The organism is Leptotrichia massiliensis, from assembly GCF_900104625.1.
In the GTDB taxonomy this organism is placed as follows: Bacteria; Fusobacteriota; Fusobacteriia; order Fusobacteriales; family Leptotrichiaceae; genus Leptotrichia; species Leptotrichia massiliensis.
The window spans coordinates 1,259,829-1,285,316 of record NZ_FNVZ01000005.1; the positions used below are offsets into that span (position 1 = coordinate 1,259,829).

At 28.6% G+C, this 25,488-nt stretch carries 33 protein-coding genes; 17 read left to right on the forward strand and 16 right to left on the reverse strand.

All coding sequences use genetic code 11. The features are described from left to right. Window positions 1-202: 202 nt before the first annotated feature. From BQ5344_RS10025 to BQ5344_RS10090, 15 genes are all read right to left on the reverse strand, one after another. Window positions 203-937, reverse strand: coding sequence for an endonuclease/exonuclease/phosphatase family protein (locus BQ5344_RS10025; protein ID WP_071125190.1), 735 nt, complete (start codon window positions 935-937; stop codon window positions 203-205). A gap of 173 nt (window positions 938-1,110) precedes the next feature. Beyond that, window positions 1,111-1,755 (reverse strand): O-methyltransferase, encoded by a 645-nt coding sequence (locus tag BQ5344_RS10030; protein ID WP_071125191.1) that lies wholly within the window; start codon window positions 1,753-1,755, stop codon window positions 1,111-1,113. Between the two features lie 315 nt (window positions 1,756-2,070). Continuing rightward, window positions 2,071-3,114: a type II secretion system F family protein gene (locus BQ5344_RS10035; RefSeq protein ID WP_071125192.1), complete on the reverse strand. Its 1,044-nt coding sequence runs from the start codon at window positions 3,112-3,114 to the stop codon at window positions 2,071-2,073. A 40-nt stretch (window positions 3,115-3,154) separates the two neighbouring features. Continuing rightward, window positions 3,155-4,042, reverse strand: coding sequence for an ROK family protein (locus BQ5344_RS10040; protein ID WP_071125193.1), 888 nt, complete (start codon window positions 4,040-4,042; stop codon window positions 3,155-3,157). An 81-nt stretch (window positions 4,043-4,123) separates the two neighbouring features. Further along, window positions 4,124-5,125, reverse strand: coding sequence for a D-glycero-beta-D-manno-heptose-7-phosphate kinase (rfaE1, locus tag BQ5344_RS10045; RefSeq protein WP_071125194.1), 1,002 nt, complete (start codon window positions 5,123-5,125; stop codon window positions 4,124-4,126). Window positions 5,126-5,288: 163 nt separating this feature from the next. Beyond that, entirely contained in the window at window positions 5,289-6,473 is a 1,185-nt protein-coding gene (locus BQ5344_RS10050) for a type II secretion system protein GspD (RefSeq protein WP_071125195.1), read from the reverse strand. Window positions 6,474-6,503: 30 nt separating this feature from the next. Continuing rightward, window positions 6,504-7,070: a hypothetical protein gene (locus BQ5344_RS10055; protein ID WP_071125196.1), complete on the reverse strand. Its 567-nt coding sequence runs from the start codon at window positions 7,068-7,070 to the stop codon at window positions 6,504-6,506. A 98-nt stretch (window positions 7,071-7,168) separates the two neighbouring features. Continuing rightward, complete coding sequence (locus tag BQ5344_RS10060; RefSeq protein WP_071125197.1) at window positions 7,169-8,578, reverse strand: hypothetical protein; 1,410 nt, start codon at window positions 8,576-8,578, stop codon at window positions 7,169-7,171. Window positions 8,579-8,631: 53 nt separating this feature from the next. After that, a complete protein-coding gene (locus tag BQ5344_RS10065; protein ID WP_071125198.1) occupies window positions 8,632-9,231 on the reverse strand; it encodes a hypothetical protein in 600 nt (199 codons plus the stop codon). Window positions 9,232-9,247: 16 nt separating this feature from the next. Further along, the gene (locus BQ5344_RS10070; protein WP_071125199.1) at window positions 9,248-9,706 is read right to left on the reverse strand and encodes a prepilin-type N-terminal cleavage/methylation domain-containing protein; all 459 of its coding nucleotides are present in this window, start codon (window positions 9,704-9,706) and stop codon (window positions 9,248-9,250) included. 26 nt (window positions 9,707-9,732) lie between these two features. Continuing rightward, a complete protein-coding gene (locus tag BQ5344_RS10075; RefSeq protein ID WP_071125200.1) occupies window positions 9,733-10,191 on the reverse strand; it encodes a type IV pilus modification PilV family protein in 459 nt (152 codons plus the stop codon). 14 nt (window positions 10,192-10,205) lie between these two features. Further along, window positions 10,206-10,652 carry a prepilin peptidase gene (locus tag BQ5344_RS10080; protein WP_071125201.1) on the reverse strand — a complete coding sequence of 149 codons (447 nt, stop codon included), beginning with the start codon at window positions 10,650-10,652 and terminating at the stop codon, window positions 10,206-10,208. Next, window positions 10,652-11,101, reverse strand: a complete 450-nt coding sequence (locus tag BQ5344_RS10085; RefSeq protein ID WP_071125202.1) for a prepilin-type N-terminal cleavage/methylation domain-containing protein — start codon at window positions 11,099-11,101, stop codon at window positions 10,652-10,654. Before BQ5344_RS10085 ends, BQ5344_RS10080 begins: the two co-directional genes overlap by 1 nt. Before the next feature lie 193 nt (window positions 11,102-11,294). Beyond that, on the reverse strand, window positions 11,295-11,435 hold the full coding sequence (locus tag BQ5344_RS12215; protein WP_158663019.1) for a hypothetical protein: 141 nt from the start codon (window positions 11,433-11,435) through the stop codon (window positions 11,295-11,297). A gap of 39 nt (window positions 11,436-11,474) precedes the next feature. Next, window positions 11,475-11,708, reverse strand: a complete 234-nt coding sequence (locus BQ5344_RS10090) for a hypothetical protein (protein ID WP_071125203.1) — start codon at window positions 11,706-11,708, stop codon at window positions 11,475-11,477. 555 nt (window positions 11,709-12,263) lie between these two features. Here BQ5344_RS10090 and BQ5344_RS10095 point away from each other — a divergent pair. From BQ5344_RS10095 to BQ5344_RS10115, 5 genes are read left to right on the forward strand one after another with little or no spacing between them, the layout of a single operon-like run. Continuing rightward, on the forward strand, window positions 12,264-12,950 hold the full coding sequence (locus BQ5344_RS10095; RefSeq protein WP_071125204.1) for a DUF2628 domain-containing protein: 687 nt from the start codon (window positions 12,264-12,266) through the stop codon (window positions 12,948-12,950). Next, entirely contained in the window at window positions 12,941-13,165 is a 225-nt protein-coding gene (locus tag BQ5344_RS10100; RefSeq protein ID WP_071125205.1) for a hypothetical protein, read from the forward strand. Before BQ5344_RS10095 ends, BQ5344_RS10100 begins: the two co-directional genes overlap by 10 nt. Continuing rightward, window positions 13,165-13,848, forward strand: coding sequence for a response regulator transcription factor (locus BQ5344_RS10105; RefSeq protein ID WP_071125206.1), 684 nt, complete (start codon window positions 13,165-13,167; stop codon window positions 13,846-13,848). Before BQ5344_RS10100 ends, BQ5344_RS10105 begins: the two co-directional genes overlap by 1 nt. Beyond that, complete coding sequence (locus tag BQ5344_RS10110; protein WP_071125207.1) at window positions 13,835-15,199, forward strand: sensor histidine kinase; 1,365 nt, start codon at window positions 13,835-13,837, stop codon at window positions 15,197-15,199. Before BQ5344_RS10105 ends, BQ5344_RS10110 begins: the two co-directional genes overlap by 14 nt. Continuing rightward, the gene (locus BQ5344_RS10115) at window positions 15,196-15,807 is read left to right on the forward strand and encodes a PepSY domain-containing protein (protein WP_071125208.1); all 612 of its coding nucleotides are present in this window, start codon (window positions 15,196-15,198) and stop codon (window positions 15,805-15,807) included. Before BQ5344_RS10110 ends, BQ5344_RS10115 begins: the two co-directional genes overlap by 4 nt. A 67-nt stretch (window positions 15,808-15,874) precedes the next feature. Here the strand turns inward: BQ5344_RS10115 and BQ5344_RS10120 are convergent, their stop codons facing one another. Then, a complete protein-coding gene (locus BQ5344_RS10120) occupies window positions 15,875-16,471 on the reverse strand; it encodes a CPBP family intramembrane glutamic endopeptidase (RefSeq protein WP_071125209.1) in 597 nt (198 codons plus the stop codon). A 233-nt stretch (window positions 16,472-16,704) separates the two neighbouring features. Between BQ5344_RS10120 and BQ5344_RS10125 the strand changes: the two genes are divergently transcribed. The 12 genes from BQ5344_RS10125 to BQ5344_RS10180 all read left to right on the forward strand — a co-directional run bounded on the left by BQ5344_RS10125 (window position 16,705) and on the right by BQ5344_RS10180 (window position 25,373). Beyond that, the gene (locus BQ5344_RS10125) at window positions 16,705-17,223 is read left to right on the forward strand and encodes a DNA methyltransferase (RefSeq protein ID WP_071125210.1); all 519 of its coding nucleotides are present in this window, start codon (window positions 16,705-16,707) and stop codon (window positions 17,221-17,223) included. A gap of 243 nt (window positions 17,224-17,466) precedes the next feature. Further along, on the forward strand, window positions 17,467-18,000 hold the full coding sequence (locus BQ5344_RS10130; protein WP_071125211.1) for a hypothetical protein: 534 nt from the start codon (window positions 17,467-17,469) through the stop codon (window positions 17,998-18,000). A 27-nt stretch (window positions 18,001-18,027) separates the two neighbouring features. Beyond that, complete coding sequence (locus BQ5344_RS10135) at window positions 18,028-18,306, forward strand: hypothetical protein (RefSeq protein ID WP_071125212.1); 279 nt, start codon at window positions 18,028-18,030, stop codon at window positions 18,304-18,306. Window positions 18,307-18,390: 84 nt separating this feature from the next. Then, window positions 18,391-18,804: a hypothetical protein gene (locus tag BQ5344_RS10140; protein WP_071125213.1), complete on the forward strand. Its 414-nt coding sequence runs from the start codon at window positions 18,391-18,393 to the stop codon at window positions 18,802-18,804. Next, on the forward strand, window positions 18,791-19,618 hold the full coding sequence (locus BQ5344_RS10145; protein WP_071125214.1) for an amino acid decarboxylase: 828 nt from the start codon (window positions 18,791-18,793) through the stop codon (window positions 19,616-19,618). The genes BQ5344_RS10140 and BQ5344_RS10145 overlap by 14 nt, the downstream gene beginning before the upstream one ends. 89 nt (window positions 19,619-19,707) lie before the next feature. Beyond that, on the forward strand, window positions 19,708-20,484 hold the full coding sequence (locus BQ5344_RS10150; RefSeq protein WP_071125215.1) for a DUF6683 family protein: 777 nt from the start codon (window positions 19,708-19,710) through the stop codon (window positions 20,482-20,484). Between the two features lie 96 nt (window positions 20,485-20,580). Continuing rightward, window positions 20,581-21,351: a DUF6683 family protein gene (locus tag BQ5344_RS10155; protein ID WP_071125216.1), complete on the forward strand. Its 771-nt coding sequence runs from the start codon at window positions 20,581-20,583 to the stop codon at window positions 21,349-21,351. A 109-nt stretch (window positions 21,352-21,460) separates the two neighbouring features. Then, window positions 21,461-22,240, forward strand: a complete 780-nt coding sequence (locus tag BQ5344_RS10160) for a DUF6683 family protein (RefSeq protein WP_071125217.1) — start codon at window positions 21,461-21,463, stop codon at window positions 22,238-22,240. 21 nt (window positions 22,241-22,261) lie between these two features. Then, the gene (locus BQ5344_RS10165; RefSeq protein WP_071125218.1) at window positions 22,262-23,074 is read left to right on the forward strand and encodes a TraX family protein; all 813 of its coding nucleotides are present in this window, start codon (window positions 22,262-22,264) and stop codon (window positions 23,072-23,074) included. Further along, window positions 23,064-23,894 carry a tetratricopeptide repeat protein gene (locus BQ5344_RS10170; protein WP_235846148.1) on the forward strand — a complete coding sequence of 277 codons (831 nt, stop codon included), beginning with the start codon at window positions 23,064-23,066 and terminating at the stop codon, window positions 23,892-23,894. The genes BQ5344_RS10165 and BQ5344_RS10170 overlap by 11 nt, the downstream gene beginning before the upstream one ends. 32 nt (window positions 23,895-23,926) lie before the next feature. Then, the gene (locus BQ5344_RS10175) at window positions 23,927-24,589 is read left to right on the forward strand and encodes a DUF6683 family protein (protein ID WP_071125219.1); all 663 of its coding nucleotides are present in this window, start codon (window positions 23,927-23,929) and stop codon (window positions 24,587-24,589) included. Between the two features lie 16 nt (window positions 24,590-24,605). Beyond that, window positions 24,606-25,373: a hypothetical protein gene (locus tag BQ5344_RS10180; protein ID WP_071125220.1), complete on the forward strand. Its 768-nt coding sequence runs from the start codon at window positions 24,606-24,608 to the stop codon at window positions 25,371-25,373. Window positions 25,374-25,488 lie beyond the last annotated feature (115 nt).

A 25,488-nucleotide genomic window follows, 5' to 3' on the forward strand; every position in this document is an offset into this window, starting at 1 on the left:
CTGACAAGGGTTTATAATTTAATTGTGTAAATTTATTATCCCTTATCCTTCTTATCATTTTCATAATCTTTTCCTCCTATCATTTTAATTTATTTTTTGATAAATCTATTATAGCAGAAAAATAATCTAAAATCAATATATCAAATATATAATTTTTAAATGTTATCATTAATAAAATTAATCCTTTAGCTTTTATAATCTTTTATTTTACAATTTCAAAATCGACTAGTATCGGTAAATGATCTGAAAGCTGAGTTTGTATAACTGCATAACTTTTTACTTTTATTTCCTTTGAACAAAGTATAAAGTCAAGTTCCCGCTTTGGATTCCAGCTCGGAAAAGTTGGCTCTTTCCTTATGTTTATATTTTGCAGGTTAGAAGCCTGTAAAAACATTTCAATTTCCTCTTCTCCCCAGAACACATTAAAATCTCCAGCGACTATAACTGGCTTTTTGCAGTTTTTCACAAAATTGTAAAGCTGTACAATCTGTTTCTGTCTCGTTTTACCACCAAGTGCCAAATGAACTAGAAACACCACAATATCTTCCGTTTCCACCTCAATAATCAATTTTTTCATTCCAATATCCAGATAATGAAATTCTTCCCGTAAAACAGCTTTTTTAGAAAGTAAGGCATTTCCCTGCTTTCTTACCATCGGGAATTTCATATAATTAGAATCTTCCTCATATTTGTACTGATAAACATTATTATTTCTAGTAATTCTTCCAAGAAGCGTAGCCTGATTTCTGCTGTACATTCTAAACGAGCCAAGATCAACTTCTACAAGTCCCACAATGTCAGGCTTATATTTATTAATAAATTTCCCAATTCGATAAACATGCCTTACAGAACGTCCCAAATACCCTCGCATATGTTTAAACGGCTGATTCAAATATTTTCCAGTCCCGTATCGAATATTATACAAAAGAAATTTCATTTCTCCTCACTTCTCTTTCCCATATTTACAAAATTATATTATAAACTCAAACCTATTTATAACAATTCCAGTTTAAAACAAAAGTGGAAAACTAGACTCCATCTATAGGCAATCCATTGTTTTTTTTCACATCTTTAATCCAATTTTTAAGTTGAGTGATTAATACTGAATATTTATTTTTTTACTATCCCAACTCCATCTCCAAACGGCAGCAGTACAAAATTATACTCTTCATTCAACTTTTCTATAAACTCTTTGAGCCTTTTTACAATTGTCTTATATCTTTTTGGAATTTCTTCCTTATCTGCCGCAATCAGCCCACGAAACATGAGGTTATCAATAAAAATAATTCCATTTTCATTGAGAAGTTCATAACTCATTTCAAAAAACTTCAAATACTGACCTTTCGACGCATCAATAAAAATAAAATCATATTTCACATTCTTATCAAGTTTCGGAATTTCTTCCAAAGCATCTCCAAAAATCATCTTATTCTTTTCAAATAATCCAAGTTTCTTAAAATTTTCCATAGCTTTTCTATAACGAATTTCATCAATTTCCATTGTTGTCAAAAACCCGCTATTTTCATTAGCGAGTTGTGCCAAAAATAGCCCTGAATAGCCTGTCGCTGTACCAATTTCCAAAATATTTCGAGCCTTTATATTTCTAGCAGTAAAAATCATATAATTTAGCACTTCATCTGTAATAATCGGCACATTTTCATCTAAACTTTCGTTTTTTATATCCTGTATGATTTCATTTTTTATTTTAAACAAATTCTGTGCATATTTCGATGATTCTATAAAATTTTCTATCATAAATTTTCCTTTTTTCTTTTATTGTATATTGACATTCATTTAAAATTAAACCTCCAAAATTTTAGCGGCATGTTTATAATCTTTGAGTCAAATTTTAAACTATCTTTGCCATAGTCTAAATTTTTTTAGAAAAACCAAACACTTTATTCCCCTTTTTAAAATATACATTTTTTTATTCGCTTATAGGAAACCTTTCCTCCCCTTTGCTACGAATAGTTTCTAATAAATCCTGTATTTTAATAAAGAATAGCATTTTTGTGTTAAATCTAAAATTCCAGTTTTCAACTTTAATTTTTTATATTTTTAATTTAATATTTACAGCATTTCCCCCATTTTAAAAATAGGCAGCATAACTGAAAATACAATAAGCCCAATAATTACTCCGATAAAAATTATCGAAAGCGGCTCAAACATTTTTAAAAACCATTTTATTTTCTCGCTAACTTTTTCGTAATAAATTTCATTCAAATTAAAAAATGATATTTTCATTTCGCCGGTCTTTTCTCCAATTGCAAGGAAACTTACGTATTCATTATCAAAAAAAGTCGTATTTTTAAAGGATTTTTGAATACTCTCACCCTTTTCTATTTTCAAAATAATTTTTTTCAGTTCCTCATTTAAAATATAACTTTTGGAATTTGTACACATTTTTAAGGATTGAATCAATGGAACATTGGCATCTGTCAGAGAATACATATTTCTTGTAAAATTCAATATACAAATATTTTTATACATTTGCCCAATCAGTTTCATTTCTAAAAAAATTTTTTCAAAATTCTTTTCATTTTTTCCTTTCCAATTTTTTAATCCAAAAAATAAAAAAACTATGGCAATTAAAAGAAAAATACCATATTTATCCGTTATTTTACTAATATTTATCACAATTTGCGTAACTTTTGGCAATTCCTGACCAATATCAGAATAAATTATCACAAATTTAGGCACTACAAATTTTAACAGTATGAATACAATAACCAATGCTGTAATTATAACTGTTACTGGATAAATGCTCAAATTTTTCACATCTTTTTTTATTTTCTGATTAAACTCGTACTTTTCATACAGATTCTTAAAGACTATTTCCAAATTTCCAGTTTCTTCCCCAATTTTAATCATTTCCATAAATTCCTTATTTACAGTAATCTTTGAAAAAGCCCTATGAAGAGAAACTCCCTTTTCAATCTGCTGTTTTGTGCGAATTATCTTACTTTTCAAATCTCCACTATAATTCTGTGCAACTATTCCAAGTGTATCAATTAGCGAAATTTTGCCATTTAATAAATAATATACACTTTTTGTAAATGATAGCAAGTCTTTTTCACTAAGTTCATTTTCCTTGCTCTTTATAATACTTATCATTTTAATTAACCCTCCCCTTTGATTAATTACAAATCAATTATTATTTTCTGTTATTTTCCAACGCAATTTTCCCCAATGCGATTGATCCGACAAATCCTGCTTCATCCCCAAGTCCAGGATAAACAATATAGTCTTCAATTTTTTCTAAAATTTCATCTTTTTGAACATATCCATTTAAAAATTCCACCACATATTTTCTAATTAACGGGAACAATTGTTTTTGTTTCATAACTCCTCCACCCATAATTATTTTTTGTGGAGATAAAATTAAAGTGTAGTTTACAACAGCCTGAGCCAAGTAATATGCTTCCATGTCCCAAACTTCATCCCTATCAGCAAGTTCAAATCCTTTTTTACCCCATCTGTCCTCTATTGAAGGGCCTGCCGCCATTCCTTCCATACAGTCCTTATGGAAAGGGCATCTTCCTTCAAATTTATCGTCTTTATGTCTTTTCAAGAATATGTGTCCCATTTCAGGATGAGTCAATCCTTGAAGCATTTTTCCATCAACAACTGCTCCAGCCCCAATTCCAGTTCCAACAGTAATATACATAACATTTTTCAAATTTTCTCCAGCACCCCACCAGCTTTCCGCAAGCGCCGCTCCATTTACATCAGTATCAAATTCCATTGGAACATCATAATGTTTTTTCAACTCTCCTATCAAATCATAATCGCTCCAGTAAGGCTTTGGAGTTTTTGTAATATATCCGTAAGTTTTAGAGCCTTTTACAGGATCAATCGGTCCAAAGCTCCCAACACCCATTACATCAAATTCCTTGTCTTTAAAATATTCAATAACTTGTGCCATTGTTTCTTCAGGAGTTGTAGTTGGAATACTTACTCTGTCAATGATTTTTCCGTCTTCAGTTCCCAATCCACATATAAATTTTGTTCCCCCAGCTTCAACTGCCGCAATAATTGCCATAATTTCACTTCCTTTTCTTTTTAAATTTTTATTTGTATTTTTTTATTTTAAAACACCTTTAAATTAAAGGACATTTCATTTTTATATATTTTTTAATATATTGTCATTATCCTTGTAAAATTCTATTATTTCATCTTGCGTTGCAGTAGCTGTTCCTATTTTTGCCACTACAATTCCAGATGCCATATTTGCAATTACCCCAGCCTCATACAAATCCGCTCCAGCACATATCGAAAGTAAAAATGTCGATATAAATGTATCTCCAGCCCCTGTAACATCATAAACTTCCCTTGCCACAGTCGGTATCCTCTTATGTTTTGTTCTAAACAGCGAAACTCCCTCTTCACTTCGAGTAAGCACAACGCTGTCCAGTTTTAAATCATCCTTTAACTGAGCCATTTTTTCAGCAATTTCTTCCTCGCTCGTAAATTTTTTCATTCCAAAATAATCCAAAATTTCTTTTCTATTTGGAGTCATTGAAGTTGCTCCAACATAATTTTTAAAATTCTGCGGTTTTGGATCAACCATTACTTTTTTATTGTGTTTTTTTGCTATTTCTATAATTCTTTCTGATAAATGTTTTGTAAGCAACCCTTTATTGTAATCAGAAATCAATACTGCATCAATATTTTCAATGTTTTTTTCAAAGTTTTCCAAAAGTTGATTTTGAATATCTTCTGAAATATCAGCATCTTTTTCCCAGTCTAATCTAAGTAACTGTTGACCTTGTGACAAAACTCTGCTTTTAATAATTGTTGGACGTGTTTCATCCTTCACAATTCCAGCAGGATTCACATTTTTATCTTCAAGCTCCTTTATAAATTTTTCTCCATTTGCATCATTGCCAATTACTCCATAAACGAAAACTTTTGCTTCAAGCGAAGTCAAGTTATTCGCCACATTTGAAGCTCCCCCTAACACAAATCTTTCCTCTTCAATATTCACAATTGGAACAGGCGCTTCAGGAGAAATTCTGTTAACCTTCCCAATTAGATACTCATCTAGCATCATATCACCAATTACAGCTATTCTGACACTACTAAATTTTTTTATTATTTCTTCAAGCCTTTGAATTGAAATCATTTTTATCCTTTCCTTAAATTCAAATTTATTAATTTACTGTTTTAAATGATAATTTTAATTTTAGTCTTTATTTAATATTATACTACATATTTTGGAAATTTTCAGTATAATTTGTAAAGTTTTTCATTTGAACTGAAAAAAGTTTAAAATGATTATTTTTTTATTAAGTTTTATCTTGAATTACTGCCTCAATTTCAATATAAATATCTCGCATTTCCCTATTAGTACGTCGATACTTAAACAGCGGACCAATTATAGGAATTTTTGATAGTACTGGCACTCTTCTTATGGTTTCCTTGCTCACATCCTGCTTTAATCCTCCAATAAAAGTTGAGCCACCGTTATTCAACGTAATTGTTGTTTTTGTCTGATTCTTTTGTTTAGCTCCAGAAGACGTATTATAGCTTGAGGTCAGCTTAAAATTACTTATTTCTGTATCAATTTTAAGCAGAATTTTCTTTATTCCATTAATTTTTCTAATTTCAGGATTTATCCTAAATACTATACCTGCTTCAGAAAAAATTGGCTCTACATATTCTGTATCTTTCTTTGTAGTCTTTTTTTCTCCAACAAGAACTTCCTCTGTAACCTTTAATTCTCCTTCCTCATTTTCCATAATCATAAGTGTCGGCATTGCTTCTATCCGTATATCTCCATTTTCCTTCAGCAAGTTAAAATCTATTCCTAAAAATCGCCCTCCTTTTGAAAAAATTGACGCAATCGAAACTTCTCCATTCAAAAATTTTGCCACTAGATTATCCTTAGTCGCATTAGAATTATTACTATTTATGCTCCAGTCGATTCCAAGCCGCTCAAACAAATTTGAGCTTGTATCAATTATAGTTCCCTTTATTATAATCTGCTCCTTTTCCTTATCCAGCGACTTTATAATCCTTTTCATCTCCTCAACTTTACTCTCATCTCCACTAAAAATTACTTTATTATCAATTCCAATAACTTCAAATCCAAAAAATCCATTAAGTGCCTCGGTAATATCCTTTACATTTCTATATTCCAAGTCAACTTCCCCAGTTTTCTTTTTAACTTCCTTTACAGTCTGCTGTGCGTTATTCTGATTCTGTCCCTGATTCTTATTTTCCTCTTTTTTAGTTACAGGATTATTATCTTTATTATGCTTTTTATTACTATTTTTCCCCTTATTATCACTATTTTCCTTTTTTTCAGCCTGCACTTTCTTCGGAACTTCATAAATAAATATTTTTTTAGCATTTTCCACATCGCTCTTATTCACATAATCAGCCGCTTTCGCTCCAAAAATATTACTCAAAGCAAGCAAAAAAGCCAAAAAGCAAACAATTAACAATCTGTAACTTCTCTTTTTTTTCAAAATTCTAATCCCCACTTTCAAATATGTGATTTATGCAATTTTCCCTTTATTTTCAGCATTAATTTTCTTTTTATCCGTGACTTTCTCTATAAAGCCAAGCGAAATTTTAAATCCATCGCTCGTAAGTTCCATAAACATTTTGGAAGTATCAATATATTTTCTGCTTTTATTTACAAAATAAATAAACTTCCCAAAATCATTAAGACTTCCGTACATTGTAAAATGAATATATTTAAGTCTGTATCCATTGCGTTCCCACACATTTTCCGACTTTGAGATTTCCTTCATTTTAAGCCCGCTGTCATGCGAAAACACATAAATCATCTTTTTAAATTCAGATTCATTTTTTATCGACAAAAACGACAATCTTTGAGTCAATGCCAATATTTGATTGTATTCTCCCATAATTCTTTCACGTTCTGACTTTTTCTCCTCCACTACATCTACAATCTTACTTTCCAGATTCCTTTTATTCTCAATCAAAATCTTCCTGTTACTCAAAACTTCCTTATACTTCCCATACTTTTTATTAATATTCACCATCATAAAAACAATCCCAGCCAAAAGTATTAATATTTTCAAATTCAATTTTATCATTTTATTTCTTCCTATATTTTTTTATTCAATCAAAAAAACTTCAAGTTTCGATTATTTACCTAAAATCCTAAATCTATTTAATTTTTACACATTTCATTTTAAAAAGACTCAACCACATATTCAAAAACAGTCGCTGTATCATTATCCTTCAAATACCCCAATTCAGAATTCGGATATTTTCTCAAAATATTATTCTCAAATCTCTCAAAATTATTAAAATTCTCCATCTCCCCCTGGACAGTCCACTTTGTATTCTCATAATTAATTTTCGTATAACCAATACCATTTTTACTATTTTCAACTAAAAATTTTATAACTGAATAATATTCTCTCCTTTTTATCGCTCCATCAATTTCACGAAGTGTGGCAAGCTCCTTTGAATAATCTGGAATTTCCTCAGCCTTCTTATTTAAATAGTCCTTTTCCAGCGATTTTATCTCCTTCTGAATAATTTCATTTTCAACAGTTTTTTTCTGAAGTGGAATTGAATTATAAATCCCAAAATACGCAATGATACAAATTCCAGCAATAACAACATCAGAAAATCTTATATTTTTTACGCTCTCTTTATCAAAAATTGCCGTTTTCTTCACAAAATCAGGACTATCCGAAAGTTCAGCCCCTGTAAATATAACTTTTACATCATTTTCTCCACTTCCAACAACTATCATATCTCCAAAATCAAAGTTTTCAAAATCATTCACATCCTCAGTTTTCAACTCAATTTTTTCCACTTCAGCAATTTTCTCATTCTCAATCAAAATTCTAAGGCTATTTTCTTCCCCAATCTGTAAAATCTCTATTCTATCACTTTTATTCCCTGACTTTACACCATTATCAAAAATTTCTTGATTATCACTACTCTCTTCATTTATATCAATTTCCTCTATTTCACCAAAATTTCTATCAATATCTGAATTTTCAATAATTCCTGTTTCCTGGACACTTTCAAAATTTCCTAACACATTCTGAAAATTTTCTTCATTTCTAAAAAAATTATTTTCATTTTCAAAATTTTCACTCTGATTTATTTCAAAATTTCCGTCCTTATAATAATTATAAACAGCATCAAAATCTATTTTCAGCTCCGAAATTACCATAGAATATTTTTTCAGACAATTTTTTACTTTATTAATCTCCCTTTTATCCAAATAAATATCTAAAAATTGATTTTCCAAATGATTTATAACGAATTTTCTATTCACTAAATTAATCTTTTTCTTTAAAATTTTCGAAATATCTTCCAAATTTACAGACTTTTTCTCTACCTTTTCAACATTATTTTCTTTTTTATCAGATTTTTCCACATTTTCTCCAAAATTACTAAATAAAAAATATGAAAAATGTAAAATTACAGTTACTTTCGTATTTTTTTCAGTCTGATTTTCCTCAATAAACGATTCTAAAGCCATTTCTAGTTCCTGATTTTCAAAAAAATATATTTCTTCGTTAAAATATATATAAATCTTATTTTTACTTCTTATATATATTTTTATTCTGTCTCCCATCACTCCCCCTTTAATATTTTATCTTATTTCTAAGTATTCCATTTTGAACAGTTCTATAAAAAACCTGATTCCAAAACCTTCATTTCCACTTCCAGCGAACTTAATCTCCTAAACTCTACCTTTTCCTGAAACAATATTTCTTCATTCAAAATTTTCCTTGCAAAAATAACTTTCAATTCACTATAAACCTTATTTTCTTCAAGCGGTAAATAATGTTCATTATCATTGCTGTCCTTTACAGATTTTATCATGTAATTTCCTATACTTTCAGTTTCTTTTGGTAAAAAAACTAAGTTTTTTATCTCAATAGTCTGTCCATTTTTTTTAAGAATGCTGTCAAAATACCGTTCCTTCTTATCTAGCGAAACTCTATTCCCATCAAATAAAATCCCTTTATTCAAAATTCGTTCTATATTCTGATTTTCCTTCTGTATCAAAAATTTCTTCTCAACATTATTTTCCTTTTGGCTTTTCAAAAACACCATTTCCTTTTTTTGTCGCACATAGTAAGCAAAATTAATTGAAAATGCTGAAATTATTGACAAAATTACCAAAACATAAACAAGGCTAGCCCCCTCATTTCTTTTTTTTATATCCTTATTTTTTCCACCAAGTCTTATATTTTTCAATAACCTAAAATATCTATTCCCCATTATCCAAAACCTCAATTTAAATTCTCACAGCCCTAACACTATCATTTCTATTACTATTTAACTTAATAATCAGTAATTCCCCCACTTTCTCAAACCTTGCCTCACGAAATTTCCCAACTTCAACTCTGCTTCCAAACTTTCTTAAATTTTCAGCATCTGAAATATATAATTTTCCTTTATCAAATTCAATTTTGTAAAAAATCTCATTCAATTTAAAAACTATTTGATTTTCTTTAACAAAAATGTTATTATTCTCTCCTTCATAAGAAAATCCCTGAATATCTCTATTTTTTATATCCAAAACAATTTTATCCATTGAAAAATACATTTTCTCATACATTTTCTGATTATCCTTCTTTGCCTTTTCCACAATAACTACACGTTTTAAAAACACAGAAATTACGAATACAAGAACAGAAAATATAAACATACTTATCAGTATTTCAACTAATAAATATCCTTCTCTTTTTTTCATTTATTTTTCTCCTGCAAACTAATTTTTTAACTATTTTCATCAATATTTGGAAAATAATAATCCTTTATTTTATCAATATTTATTTCAAAAATATATTCCTTCTGCCCAAACTCATTCATAAAATACCCATCCGTCCTCTTTATTTCCAAATTTATTTTATCTTCCTGAAACTTTCCCCTTTTATCTCGTTTTTGTTCCAATTTTTTCAAAACTTGATATTTTTTCTCAATTGCAAATCTATTATAAAAATCCTCTACTTTTGAAATCTCATATTTCCCAATAAAATTTAGAATTTCATTATATTTTTTTGCCTTTAATATTTCAGTCATATTTTCAATATTTACATTCTTTTCATTTAAATTATCGACTTTAATATCTGTTTTAAATGTCTGTAAAAATAAATTTGCAAATGGCACAATGATAACTGTTACAAAAAACATCGAAATTAAACTCTCAATTAATGTTTCTCCATTATTCCTTCTCATTTTTTCCCCAACTTTTATTTTCCAAAAATCTCAAAAATTACATAACTTATGATTATAAACGGTGCAAATGGAATATATTCATACTTTTTCCACTTTTTTAGAAATAAAAATAAAAAAGCAACTATTCCAGAAAAAATATACAAAATCATATAAAAATTTACAATCTTCTCCACTCCGAAATATCCCAAAATACCGCCAATCCCCATCATCAGTTTCACATCCCCAAAGCCTATCAGCGTTTTTCCAAAATAATCTTCTAAAATATAAAGTACTATCATGGGCATTGAATAAGCACAAATTCCCAAATAATAACCTTCTAAATTAGTATTTTGAATCGCTGATATCAATCCTAATGCAAGTAAAATAACAAAACTTTCTTCAGGAATAATCCTTTTTTTTAAATCAATCCAGATAATTCTAAAAAAAATACAATATTTTACAATTTCAAATACAATATTCATTATTTCCTAATTTCTTCCCCTGCAAAAGCTTTACTTCCTGGAGATACTTTGGCAAAAACCTCTCCATCTTGATAAACTACATTTCCTTCAATGTTTCCAATCTTAAATTTCCCGTTGCTGTCCAGCCCTATTCCAAGTTTATTAAGATTTCCATGCTCTGTTAAAATATCCTGTAAATTCTTAGGTGCATCTCCACCATGATCAATACTCCAAGAAGTTGTAGTATTATTAAGTTCCGCAACTGCTCCAATTACCTTGCTTCTATTCGCCTTATTCAAATACTTCCCAACTTGTGGCACTGCAATTGCCGATATTATGGTAATAATAGCTACTACCAGTATTACCTCTACGAGCGTAAACCCTTTTTCCCTATCCTTTAATCCTTTGATTTTCTCCCTTCTTTTCATTTTTTCAATTTTACTCTTTTCTTTTTTTGAAATCTTATCCATAATTACCCACCTCTTTTTTATTAATTTTTATTTAATAATTTATACTATATTTTTAAATAAAAGTCAATACATGAATTAAATTATTTTAAAAATTAATTAATTTTTTATAAATTAGAGTTTTTTACACAAAAAAAAGACTGTACTTAGAAATTTACTTCCAAATCAGCCTTTTCGAATTCACATATTACATTTTTTAATCTCTATTATAGAGATAAGGTGTGTATTTACAACGATTCTTTTCATCACATGTTTTTCTATATCCCGCAGTATTACATCCAATAACAAATAAAGTAAACATTACTGCGATAACCAAAAATTTAATAATGCTTTTCATAGAAATCTCCTTCCATTTTTTATCAATAATACAATATCTTTAATTATAAGGTTTTGAACTGCATTCTAAAACTTCTCCACTAGAATCTTTTAAGCAATATGGTCTCTTATACCTACATTCTATTTCATCAGTCCAAATATTCTTATGACACACTTCTCCTTTCATATTTTCCTCTCTATTAAACCTTGCCCATTCCTTTGGACTAAGTAGTTCGCATGAAGCCACACTCAACATTAAAGAACCTAAGAACAACACTCTGAGTACATTTTTCATACCAATTCCTCCTAAAGTTTATAAAATTTTTATATTTTTCTTTTATTATAGTGTAACTTATATTTTTGATATTCTAGTTTTAATTTCCTTATCCATTTTTTTTTTTTTTTGATTAGAAGTTCATTATAAAAAAAGACTGTACCTAGAAATTTCCTTCCAAGTCAGTCTTTTTAACGCTTTTCTTATTTATTTTTTATTTAATTTTTTATAAAAGAGGGAATTTAAGAATAAATTGTAAATCCTATTTTTATATCAAAAATTTAAAATATAATTCGTAACGAATAAAAATTAAAACTCTCATTTTATTTTAATGTTTTGATAATACTATATTGTTAAAAATATAAATAGCATTCAATATTTCAAAATTTAAAAAAGAGAGTAAAAGTTTTTATAAAGATAAATATTTTATAATAAAGGTTGTGAATGATAAAATATTGTAACAAATATCATCTTGTAAATACTAAATTCAAAGGATTAAAAGTAGAAAATTATAGTAATTTTTCGTTAAGTGTGCTATATATAAAAAAATAATAGAATAAAAGGAGATGATTATTAATGAAACAGATAAATGGAAAAAGAGCTGTTTTGGAAAATGGAGTTTTAAGAAAAGAAATAAAATTTGGATTTTCATGGGGAGCATTTTTTTTAGGATTTATATATCCGTTAATTAAAGGGGATTATATGGTGGCTGGAATTTATTTTGTCGTAATTGGTATGGCAAGTATGATATTTTTTCCATTGATATTTGTTCTATCGGTAGTATTTGGTTTTATATATAATAAAATGTATGCTAGAAGGCTTATTAAGCAAGGATGGTATCCGTTTACAGAAGAAGATGCACAGGTTTTGAAAAAGAATGGAATTTTATTTAATGATACAAATAATTCTTTTAGAAGTAATGGAGAAAGAATAATTAAAGAAGCTGAAAATCTGGAAATACAGCAATTAGGAAAAACTGAAACTATCGAATTTAAGGAAACTAAGAATAATGGTGATTTTCATGATATGAATAACAATAGTATTGACAATGTAAATACTAACACTTCTTATAATAATCCTGAAATAAATTATAAAAACCGCACAACTCAGAAATTTGTGGCAAGATTAATCGGTGGCGGACTTGTTTCGCTTGTTTTAGGAGTTTTCACGGCAAATATTGTTTTAATTCTTTTAGGAGCTGGACTGACAGGTGGAGGAGCCTTTTTGGCTGTAAAAAATAAGGATAAAATAAAATGGAAATAAGAAAATATTTAATTAAATCTGAAAATTACAGAAACACAATAAAAAAACTTTTTATTCTTTCTCTGTTTTTAACAGCATTTATGAGGTATAATAAAAATGAACCGTTCACAGAAAGTGAGAAAAAATGTGAAAAAAAAGAAAAAATGGAGCAATTAAAATTATTTTGTGAAGAGAATCGATGTGTCCTGCTGGAGATGGAAGAGAGTGAAAGATAATGAGATTACTAGTTGTAGAAGATGAAAAGAAGTTGAACGAACTTATTACAAAAAAACTTAAAAAGGAATATTATGGAGTTGACAGCTGTTTTGACGGAGAAGAGGCAATCAGGTATGTGGAAGGAACTGAATATGATGCGGTAATTTTGGATATTATGCTTCCAAAACTTGATGGATTTGAAGTGATTAAAAGAATAAGGGCAAAGAAAAATAAAGTTCCGATATTACTTTTAACAGCAAGAGACAATATAGATGATAAAGTGAAAGGGTTAGATTATGGAGCAGATGACTATCTTGTAAAGCCTTTTATCTTTGAAGAACTTATGGCCCGTATCCGTGTTCTTTTAAGACGTAATTCTGGAAATGCCGACAATGTAGTTACAATAGCTAATCTTAAGGTTGACCTTGATGCTAAGACAGTTTTCAGGGATGATTTATTAATAAAACTGTCAGGTAGAGAATATTCGATTTTGGAATATTTGATACGAAATAAAGGAAAAATTTTATCAAGAGAAAGAATAGAAGATCACATATGGAATTATGACTATGAAGGTGGAACCAACGTTATAGATGTTTACATCAGATATTTGAGGAAAAAGATTGATGACAACTATACTCCGAAACTTATTCATACCATTCGTGGATTGGGTTATGTCCTGAGGGTCGATAATGAAAATGAATAAACTTTCTATAAAGTCCAAAATAACTTTCTGGTATATCGGTCTTATGATAAGCCTTATAGTCATATTTCTTATAACAATAATTTATATTAGTGAAAATCTTGTACGGGCAAATGCTTATAAAAATTTGAAAAGTTCTGTAATTTTGGCATTCGACGAAATTGAAGTTTATGATGGTGAACTTACTATTGACAATGATTTTATTATTTTTAATAATAATGTTCATTTGTCGGTTTATGATGATGAAACAGGATTTATTTATGGGGATATTCCATTGGATTTTGAATATGATGAAACTTTTTCCGATAAAAATGATGTAAGAATTATAAAACATAAAAATAAAAAATGGTATATTTTTGACAGCAAAAAGAATTTTTCAGGCTATGGTATTATTCATATTCGTGGAATTGCTCCTGCAACAGAAGTGGAAAATATTATTGAAACAATTGTTTTAATTTCTCTGATTGTATTACCATTTTTCTTGTTATTTTCAGCAATAAGTGGATACTTTATAACAAAAAAAGCATTTAAACCTATAGAAAAAATAAGGGGAGCTGCGGAGAAAATTAATGAGGGAAATGATTTGACACAAAGAATTAATATTGGAGAAGGAAATGATGAAATTTATACTTTGGCAAATACATTTGATACAATGTTTGACAGACTGCAAAGTTCCTTTGAAAGAGAAGCACAGTTTACATCAGATGTTTCACACGAGCTGCGGACACCTGTGTCAATTATAATTTCCGAATGTGAATACGGTCTTGAAAATCTCACTTCAATAGAAAATGCCAGAAATACAATTTCTTCTGTGCTTGATGAAACTAAAAAGATGTCAAAATTAATCTCACAGCTTCTGACTTTATCGAGAATGGACAGAGGAAATCAGAAACTTAATTTTGATAAAATAAATATAAGTGAAATGGCACATCTTATTGCTGACAGTCAGCAACATAATGCAGACAATAAAAATATAAAAATTCATTCTGAAATAGAGGAAGACATTTTTATTGTTGGCGATGAGACCATGATCATGAGAATTTTTGTAAATTTAATTTCAAATGCAGTTAACTATGGTTGTGAAAATGGAAACATATGGATAAAACTGTCACAGGATAAAAATTTTGCAATATGTAAAATTATTGATGATGGAATCGGTATAGAAAAAGAAAATATACCTAAAATATGGGGGCGATTTTATCAGGTGGAAAGTTCCAGAACAACAGAAAATATAGGGCTTGGATTATCAATGGTAAAATGGATTATAGAAGCGCACAAAGGAGATATTTATGTAGAAAGTGAAATTGGAAAAGGAAGTTCGTTTATATTTAAGTTGAAAAAGGAGGGAAAATGAAAAAAAATTTTTTGAAAAAATTACTTATAGTATTTTTTATTACAGTAATGGGAGTCCCTGCAAATGGAAATTCAGCTAAAGAGACTAAAACAGTAAGAGTTCTGAATGTTGATGTAAAAATTTCGATTGCACAGGCAAAGCAGCTTGCGTTAGACCATTCAAAAGTGGCAAAAAATACTGCAAAAATGACTAAAATTCGTCTGGATAAAGAAAATAAGAAATTTATATATGAAATAGAATTTTATACAGAACGGAAAAAATATAAATATAACATTGATGCGAATACAGGAAAAGTTCTGAGTTACAGCCAAAAAGACCGAGTATCGGCTTCAACGACAATAAGAGATGATGGTAAAATCATTAATACAAATGGCAGTGATACAGAAATAAGAAAAACACCAAAATATATTGGAATGGAAAAAGCAAAAGAAATAGCAGTTGCACGGATTACTGGTGCGAAAAAAATTAATGTTACAAATATTCAACTGGATAATGAAAAAGGAAAAATGATTTATGAAGGAAGAATAGTATATAAAAATACAGAATACAAGTTCGACATTGATGCTATAACAGGCGAAGTAATAAAATGGGAAGTAAATGAAAATTAGTAAAGTAAAATATCCTCTAAAGTTTAAACTGAAAAAATAAACCGAAGAGGATATTTTTGGTTAAAAATTATGCTTTGTAAAGTTTTTCATAATTAAATTTATTTTTAAGTTGTTTAAGAGTATAATCAAATATGAATAAAGGTGGAATAAATACGATAGTTAATGTTATTATTGGCATATTTTGAAGATAAAATATTTTTTCAACTATAATCATAAAAGGCTTGTATAGAAATATCGAAACAAGATTAAATGTCGAATGTAATAAAATTATCCACCAGATCGGATTGGGTCTTAGCCGTACATTTCCGAAAAAGATACCTGATATTGTTGTGTATATAAATTTAATTGGATTCAAATGAAGTATTCCAAAAATTACAGCCTGAATTAAATTGGCATATTTTGTCTTTTTCTTTAAAAATTGAAGTATTAGTCCTCTCAATAAAAGCTCTTCCCCAATAGGGTAAAATACTAGGAATTTAAGCAGTTCATTAACTTCAAAAGACTGTTTTGAATAATCGGCAAGAATTATCTTTTTTGATAACAAAGAACTTAAAACGATAAGTAAAATTATTACAGATGTTATAATTAATGCTGAGTAGCAGGCTGTATTCAATATTAGCAGTCTCAATTCTTCCATTTTAGATTTATTAATATTTTTTTCCATTCTGATTGTTCTTCCTTTCATGAATTGTTCTTGTAAAATAATCTACCATTAGAATATTAAAATAAAATGAGAGATATTTTATTCTATTTCTATTTATTTTATTTTGTAGTAAAGTAACTTTCAGCTATTTTTAAAGATTTTATTTGAGAAAAACCTTTTTCTGTTATATAATGTATTTAAACAACTTTAAAATCAAATTTTTACTTTATGTTGCATATATGAAAGGAAATAAAATGAAAAAAATAATTATTGTACTAGCACTTATATTTTCTAGTTCAAGTCTCTCTGCGGAACAGATTGAAAAAATTATGTGCTATATTCCTAAAGAGCTAAAAACAAACAGTAAAGCAAGATTAATTTATGAAGATACAGAAAAATATAAAGATGAGGAAATACCGCCTGAAGTGGCAAATCCTGAAATTGTTAAAGCATTAAAGGAAAGAAGGCTTGTCGTATTTCAAATGAGGTGTAAATATGATGGTGATATGTACCGTTATATAACAGCTTCAGACTATGCAGTTGAATATCTTACAAAACAGACAATAAATAAAGAAGAAGGAGACTATTATTTACTGGAACTTCCGACAAATAAGGCACTCGCTTTTCAGGATATGTTATTTATTGGAGATTTTATAGATAATTCAATCAGCACAAATGATGAACTTTTTCAAATTCTCTATATGATAAATGTTCAGTTTCTGGAAATAAGACAACAGGAATTGGAAGAGGAAGGGTTGAAAGTAGTTTACTAAATTTTCTCAATTTTTTCATTTTTGCAGGGATTATTCATTTTCGTAAATCCCTGTATTTAATTTTTTCATTTCTTTTGTGTAATCTTGTTAAACATTTTTTTGTTACATTCCATATTCAACAAATTACAAATTTAATTATCCAAAAAATAAAAATGATTTTTCCCTCTAATATTCTTTTAATCTAAAAAGCATATTGTTAAAGTGAAATAAAATTTTTAAATAAATGATGGGAGGATTTTGGATATGGAAATGAATAGTGGAAATGGCTACTTCAAAAAAGAAATAACATTGGGTAAAGAAGAAGAGATAAAGATAGTGAAAATTGGATTTTCCTGGATAACTTTCTTTTTGGGTTTTCTTGTTCCGTTTTATAGGAAAGATTGGAAGACCGGCTGGATACTTTTGGCAATAACGGCTATATCTCATATGATGTCGCCTATACTAATGTTTCTGATATTGGTGGTATTTAGTTTTTTATATAATAAGATTTATATTAATATGCTTTTGAAAAGCGGCTGGAGATTTGTGACAAAAGATGACGAGATACTTTGGGAAAATAAAAAGGAAATGGCAGAAAAGGTTGATAATATGGTTTTGACGCTAAAAGAAATGGAAACGAAAATTGATAAAAAGATAGAGAAACATGGCTTCGTTAAAAAATTTGCATGGGGAGGAATATACGCTCTGGCTATTGGAATTTTAATAAAAAATACTCCTCTTTTAGCTGTAGGAATAGTTTTTTTTGTAATAAGTTTTATTAAAAGACAGAAAATGTAAAAAATCAAATTTTAGGAGGAAAGAACTATGAAATTAAATTTTAAAAAATTATTTGTTATAACAATTACTGGAGCAGGGATTCTTATATCACAACAGTTACACGCATTTATGGGGTATGATTATTATATGGATCCTACAAATTTGCCAAGCGATATGTTAAGGGAAAATCTTTTACAGCAAACTTTTGATAACTACAACAAAGTTTTTAATAATAGTAATAAAACAAACATCAATATATCATTACTGCCATCAATTATATTTCTTGTAGCCTGGTTTTATATCTATGGAAAGAAAAAAGAAAAGTAAAAATTCTCATTTTATTTTAATCTATATTACATATCATAAAATTGAAAAATGACTAATTAATTAGTGTTTGAATAAGGAGGAAAAATGAAAAAAATATTTTTTGGAAGCCTGTATTTTATTCATCTGCTCTATTTTAATATTCTAGTACTATTTTTTCTGGCTGTATTAGAAGTATCAGTTTTAAGTAATTTGAAAATGATTCGAGGTATATACTCGGAAAATCTTATATTAATTTTGCTTAATATATTTTTATCATATTTTTATGCAAAAGCAGAAATAGGAAAAAAGACTTTGATAATTTTAACAATAATTGGTGTAATATTAAAAATACTAATATCTTTAATATCGTATAAATATTTAGTTTCATCAGCAAGAGATGAAGAATTTTTACCAACTTATTATGCTTATTTTACCATAGGTTTATTGGATATAATATTTCTTGTGGGGCTTGGTGTAAATTTATTGATAGGAAGGAGAAAACAGCATGATAAAAATTAAAAAATTGACAGGATTTATGATTTTTCTACTTTTTGGAATGATATTTATTTCCTGCGGAAAACCTTCAAAAAAAGACATAATAGACAAGGGATATATATTAGAAGTAGGTGTATCCAATGAGATTGACAGGGAATTTGCCGGAAAAATGGAGCATTCTCCCACTTATACTATTTTCAAAGCGACTGAATATAAGGACAATGATATTATGATGCAGAATCTCAAAAATGGAACAGTTAAAGCAATCCTTTCGCCTATGCTGTCGTTAGGAAATTCTGATTACGGCTATTATCCTGTCTATGTGGATAACAAAAATTATGAAACTGTATATCTCATATACAGAAAGGATACTCCCGATTTTTTGAAAAACAGCTTTGAAAAAGGGGATAGCTTTATGTTAAATAATATGGAAAAATATTCTAAAGAAAAATATAAAGAAAGATTTTCATTTTTTAGTAATATTGAAGATTTTGAGAAAAAAATAATGGCTAATGAATGGACACTTGTGAATATTGCAGGGCTTGAACTTAAAAACAGTAAAATTTCAATAAAACTTGATAAAGGAAATGTTTTTATAACAGGAAAAAATGGAAAAAAATATTCGGGAAAATATTTCTTAAAAAATCACAGGATTTCTTTTGAAATAGATAATTTGAACAATCTGCTGAAAAAAGAGAGTGAACTGAGCGACAGTGATAAAGATTTTTTATATGATTTAAGTAATGCCGACATAATAACACTTATGGATAATGAGCAAACTCTTTATATCGGAGTTCCCGAGAGTAATCTTATATTTAAAAAAATAAATAAAAAGTAAAAAGTTCTAATGTTGTTTTAATCTAAAAAATATACAGTATAATCAAATAATAGAAATCATAAAAAATAAAATTTTTAGGAGGAATAATTATGAAAATAAATTTGAGAAAACTATTTGTTATAGCAGTTATTGGGACAGGTTTATTTATATCACAGCCTGCACAGGCATTTTATTATGATATGTCAGACAGTTTTAACTATACGAACAATGTGATAAATAGTACAAGAAATTATTTACTTGGTAGTGAAGTAATAAGCCACATTAAAAAAGGAGATTATTCTTCAAAGAAAAAATCAAATTCTAAAAAAACAACTACAAAAACAACGGGAAGTTCAGCAACTTCAACTACAGCCCCAAAAACAACAAAAGCAAATATTACTTTTAAATCGGACGGAAATACAAGAGGACTTGATTATTTTGTTAATAACTATCCGTCAAAACAGAGAGGGGAAGCAAGAACATATCTGAAAAAAATTCAGGATTCTTTCCCGCAGGTAGCACGTTCAGTAGGAATGCCTACAAATGATTTATCAACAGGATTGGCAGCTGCAATAGCAGGAGCATATATGGCATATAACAATGTAAGTCTGAATGATGATTATATGAAACCTATGCAAAATCAGTTAAAAACAGTGCTTCAAGGTGTAGATGACTTTGATAAAATGAGTGACAGTGATAAAAAATATATGTATGACCAAATGGTAATAATAGGAATGACTTTAACCTTAAATCAGTACCAAAATCAGCAAAATCCAAATTCAAAAGTTACCGCTCAGTTAAGAAATGCAGGTAAACAGGTGCTTGAGGGACTTCTCGGAGTAAGTGCAAGTAAAGTAAAAATAACATCATCAGGGCTTTCTTTTTAAAATAAATAATTATAAAAATAAGAAGTTTTATGGTAGTATATAGTGATAATATAAAAAAATAAAAATATGAAAATATATAATTTAGGAGGAATAATTATGAAAATAAATTTAAAAAAACTATTTGTTACAACAGTTATTGGAGCAGGATTATTTGTATCGCGACCTGCACACGCATTTGCAGGATATGATTTTGACTATAACCTTTTTCATATACAAAATGATACATTAAAAAGAACATTTGATTATTACAATCAAGTTACTGGTACCAACGATATTCTTGAAAAGAGTTCAAGCTCTAAGAGTACAGGAAGTAGTAAAAGTAATTCATCATCATCCCAAACATCGTCTAAACCAAAACCTGTAAAAAAAGCCAAAATAACTTTTAAATCAGATGGAAGCACAAGAGGACTTGATTATCTTGTTAACAAATATCCTTCAAAACAACGGGGAGAAGCAAGAATATATCTGAAAAAGATGTATGATTCATTTCCGCAAGTAGCACGTTCAGTGGGAATATCTACAAATGACCTGTCTTCAGGAATGGTTGCTATATTAGCTGGAGCATATATGGCTTATAATAATGTTAGCTTAAATGACAGTTATATGAAACCTATGGCAAAACAATTTAAGGAAGCTCTAGAAAGTGTAACTGAGTTTGATAAAATGAGTGATAGCGATAAAAAATATATATATGACCAAATGGTAATAATAGGAATGACTTTGGCTGTAAATCAGTCCCAAAATCAGCAAAATCCAAATGCAAAAGTTACCGCTCAATTAAGAAGAGCGGGAAAAGAAGTACTTGAGGGAGTTCTTAAAGTAAATGCAAGCAAAGTGAAGATTACATCATCAGGACTTATTTATTAAAATAAATAATTACAAAAATAAGAAATTTTATCATAGTATATAGTAGTAATATAAAAAAATAGAAAACAAAAAATATGAAAATATATAATTCAATTTAGGAGCAGAAATTATGAAAGTTAAGCAAATAAAAAAAATATTTTTAACAGTAATAGTAGCATTAAGTTTTGGAATTTCAAATCAGGCTTACGGTTTTTTTATTGATTATAATGCACAATGGATGGCTAATCAAGGGCTCAAAAATGCAAGAGAACAAGAAAAAAGGAATAGAGAAAGATATGTGGAAATGTATGGAGAAGACGAATATAATAATTTAATGTCAAAAAAAACATCATCGAATAAAAAAAATACATCTTCATCGACAAGTGCTAAGACAGTTACTTCTACAAAAAAAACTAAAATAACATTTAAACCTGATGGAAATACAAAAGGATTAGATGATTTAGTTCTTCAATATCCTTCAAATAAAAGAGCCCAAGTGAAACCTATATTGAAAAAATTACAGGATTCATTCCCGCAAGTAGCACGTTCTGTAGGAATACCTACAAATGATTTATCAACAGGAATGGCAGCTGTTGTAGCAGGAGCATATATGGCTTATAACAATGTCAGCCTTAACGATAATTATATGAAACCTATTGCAAATCAGTTTAAAGAAGCCATGCAAAGTGTTTCTGAATTTGATAAAATGAGCGACAGTCAAAAAAAATATATTTATGATCAAATGGTAATAATAGGGATGACTTTGGCTGTAAGTCAGTCCGAAAATCAGCAAAGTCCAAATGCAAAAACTACAGCTCAATTAAGACAGGCTGGTAAAAAGGTGCTTGAGGGACTTCTTGGAGTAAGTGCAAGCAAAGTGAGAATAACGGCATCAGGACTTTCTTATTAAAATAATAGAATAGGAGTGAAAATGGATAAAAAAGTTATATTTTCTAAAGGGATAAATTCTTTTACACTGCATATTCTGGCAATGACATTTATGGTGGCAGATCATCTGTGGAATATATTTTTTCCTAATCAGATATGGTTAAATGTGCTTGGAAGACTTGCCTTTCCTATTTTTGCCTTTATGCTTACGGAAGGATTTTACAGGACTAAAAACAGAAAAAAATATTTAATACGTATTTTTATTTTTGCAGCTATTTCGGAAATTCCGTTCAATCTTTTTGCAAGTCTGGCATTAAAAGGAGAAATAATGGTATTTTATCCATATAACAATGTATTGTGGACTTTCGGAATTGCCTTATGTGGAATGAATTTACTGGAAAAGACAGAAAAATCAGAAAATATGAATAAAATAATAAAATTTTTTGTAAAAGCTGCCATAAGTATTTTAACCATCGTAATTGCACATTTTGCAAAAAGTGATTATTTAGGATATGGAATTGCAATTATTCTGATATTCTATTTTTTCAGGGGGAAAGATTACAAAAACATAATATTTCAGGCTGTATTAATGGTGTTTCTAAACGTATTTATTATGCCCGGACTTGAATTTCCGTTTAACGTTTTTGGAAATGAGATATTTATAAAAACACAGATATTTGCGATATTTTCACTGCCGATAATATGGCTTTACAACGGAAAGCAGGGTATTCATAACAGATTTACAAAATATATGTTTTATTTCTTTTATCCATTACACCTTTTACTAATAGTGGCGATTTATGTTTCTTTTATGATATATCTGATTTCTTTGATAGGTAAGAATTATGGAAATTAAGTCAAGCCAATATTTACAAAGCAAAAGTTTAAGAAGAACTGTTAAGAAAATAAAAAACATAAAAAATTCTGTATCCATTGGGGAAGTGATAAAATTGAAAAAAATTTTAATGATAGCTATGATAGTTTTTGCTGTTTTTAGCTGCAATAAGAAACAGGAACAAAATAAAACAAAAAAAGGTAATAATATTAATACAAGCCAGAGCGATAAAAATAAAACTGAAGAAAATAAAAAGAATTCAGAAAAAGACAGCTCTGAAATAGAAAAACAGAAGGAAGTTTCATCAGAAGAAGTTATAAAAAAAGCGGAAGAGGAATTTTTAAAGGATAGCAAAAATCTTGAGAAATACCGTAATTATGTAACCGTGGCATTTTATCAAAACCGTGAATTTAAAAGAACAAAGGAAATTACAGAAATATTTTTAAAAAATGCTCCTGATTATTCCTATGGTTACAGAGTGATGGCAGATATTCTCTTTTATGAAAAAAAATATAAGGAAAGTGCTGAATATTATGAAAAAGCAATAGGTATTTTAAAACATGGTAAACAGAGTTATGCTGAATATAAGGATATTAAAATATTAAATAATGTACTTTCAGAGATAATTGAAAAAAATTTGATACAGGCTTACAGATTGTCAGGAAATAATGAAAAAGCAGTAGAAACTTTTATAATTAACCAAAAATTTCTAAAAGAAAACTATAATCCCCTTTTGTATAACATAGCTTTAGAAAATGCCAAAAAGGATAATGAAATGTTAAAATCTACTAATAGTAAAAAATATGAGGAAAACAAGAAAAAATTATCTGATTTAAATTAACAGTAAAATAAAAAATTACAGGAGGAAAAGTTATGAAAGCAAAATTTATGAAAAAAATATTTCTTTTAAGTATTTTAGCACTGGGACTTGGAATTTCAGGACAAGCTCATGCTGATTATAGCGATATGTTTAAAAATGAAATAATGCAGGAACTTTTAAATACAACTTCATCTTCACAAGGTAAATCTTACGGAAAATCATCACTTACTTTCACACAGGACGGAAGCACCGATGGACTGGAAACATTGGTTGCAACTTATCCAAAAAGCCAGCAAAAGGAAATAAGGGCATCATTAAAGCAGCTGTACGATTCTTTCCCACAGGTAGCACGTTCTGTAGGAATACCTACAAATGATCTGTCTTCGGGAGTAGCGGCTGTAATAGCAGGAGCATACATGGCATATAACAATGTCAGTCTTAATGACGACTATGTGAAACCTATGGCAAATCAGTTCAAGGCTCATCTTGAAAACAGCGGATTTTTTGACGGAATGAGCAACAGGGAGAAAAAAAGCATGTACGACCAAATGGTTATGGTCGGAATGACTTTGGCTGTGGGACAGTCCTTAAATCAGAGCAATCCTAATTCACAGACTACCGCTCAATTAAGGGAGGCAGGAAAACAAATACTTGAAGCTATTTTAAAAGTGGATGCTGATAGAGTCCGTATAACAGCCCAAGGAATATCTTATTAATACGGAGGAGTCTAAAATGAATTCAATTATTGCATTAGTATATCTTTCAGTTGCTGTTATATTAATCGTTTTTGGTGTGAAACAAATAAAAAACAGAAAAAATCTTCGCAAAATTAATCAAAAACAGAAAGATGAAGTTAAAGAGAAAATAAAACTTGGAATTTTATCAGCTGATACAGTTTACCGTGAAAGAACAGAAACAGGAAGAGTATTTTATGAAGTGCCGGAGGATTTGAAAAAAGCAGTTTTTCTAAATCTTATTTGCTTTGCCATAATGCTAATATTAATATTTCTGGGAATAAAAATTGGAATATTGCTTTTAATAGTCTGTGCTGTAATAAGTATGATACACGGATATAAATATTATTATTTAAAAGAAAAAACAAAAAATACACTTGAAATAATAAATGAAGACTTTTATTTAAATGGAAAATTATTGGATATAAAGGGCTATAACTGGGGTACTGAATTATTTCCCCTGTTTGGCTCTCGAATAATCAGACTTAAATCCCATATTTATCTTCTTGATGACAAAAAGGAAATCTGTTTTGTACCTGAAAGACAGTTAAAAAGATCTCGAATAGATATAATAATAGAAGATGACAGAATTTCTAAAATTATAGATGATATTATTGATGTAATCCAGAAAAAACAGATTCCAAAAGTAAAATTCAAACTTTTTAAAATGAAAAAAATGCAGAGCATACTTCTTTTTTTACTTTTTATATCAATTGTGATACTTGTTTCTTTGTATAAAAGCAAAGCATATATGTATTTATTTTAGTAAAATAATGGTAGCATATATGGTGTATAACAATATTATCTTTATAAAAACAGGTACTGAAAACAATTTTAAAAGTGGATGCTGACAGAATTCATATAACATTGCAAGGAATATC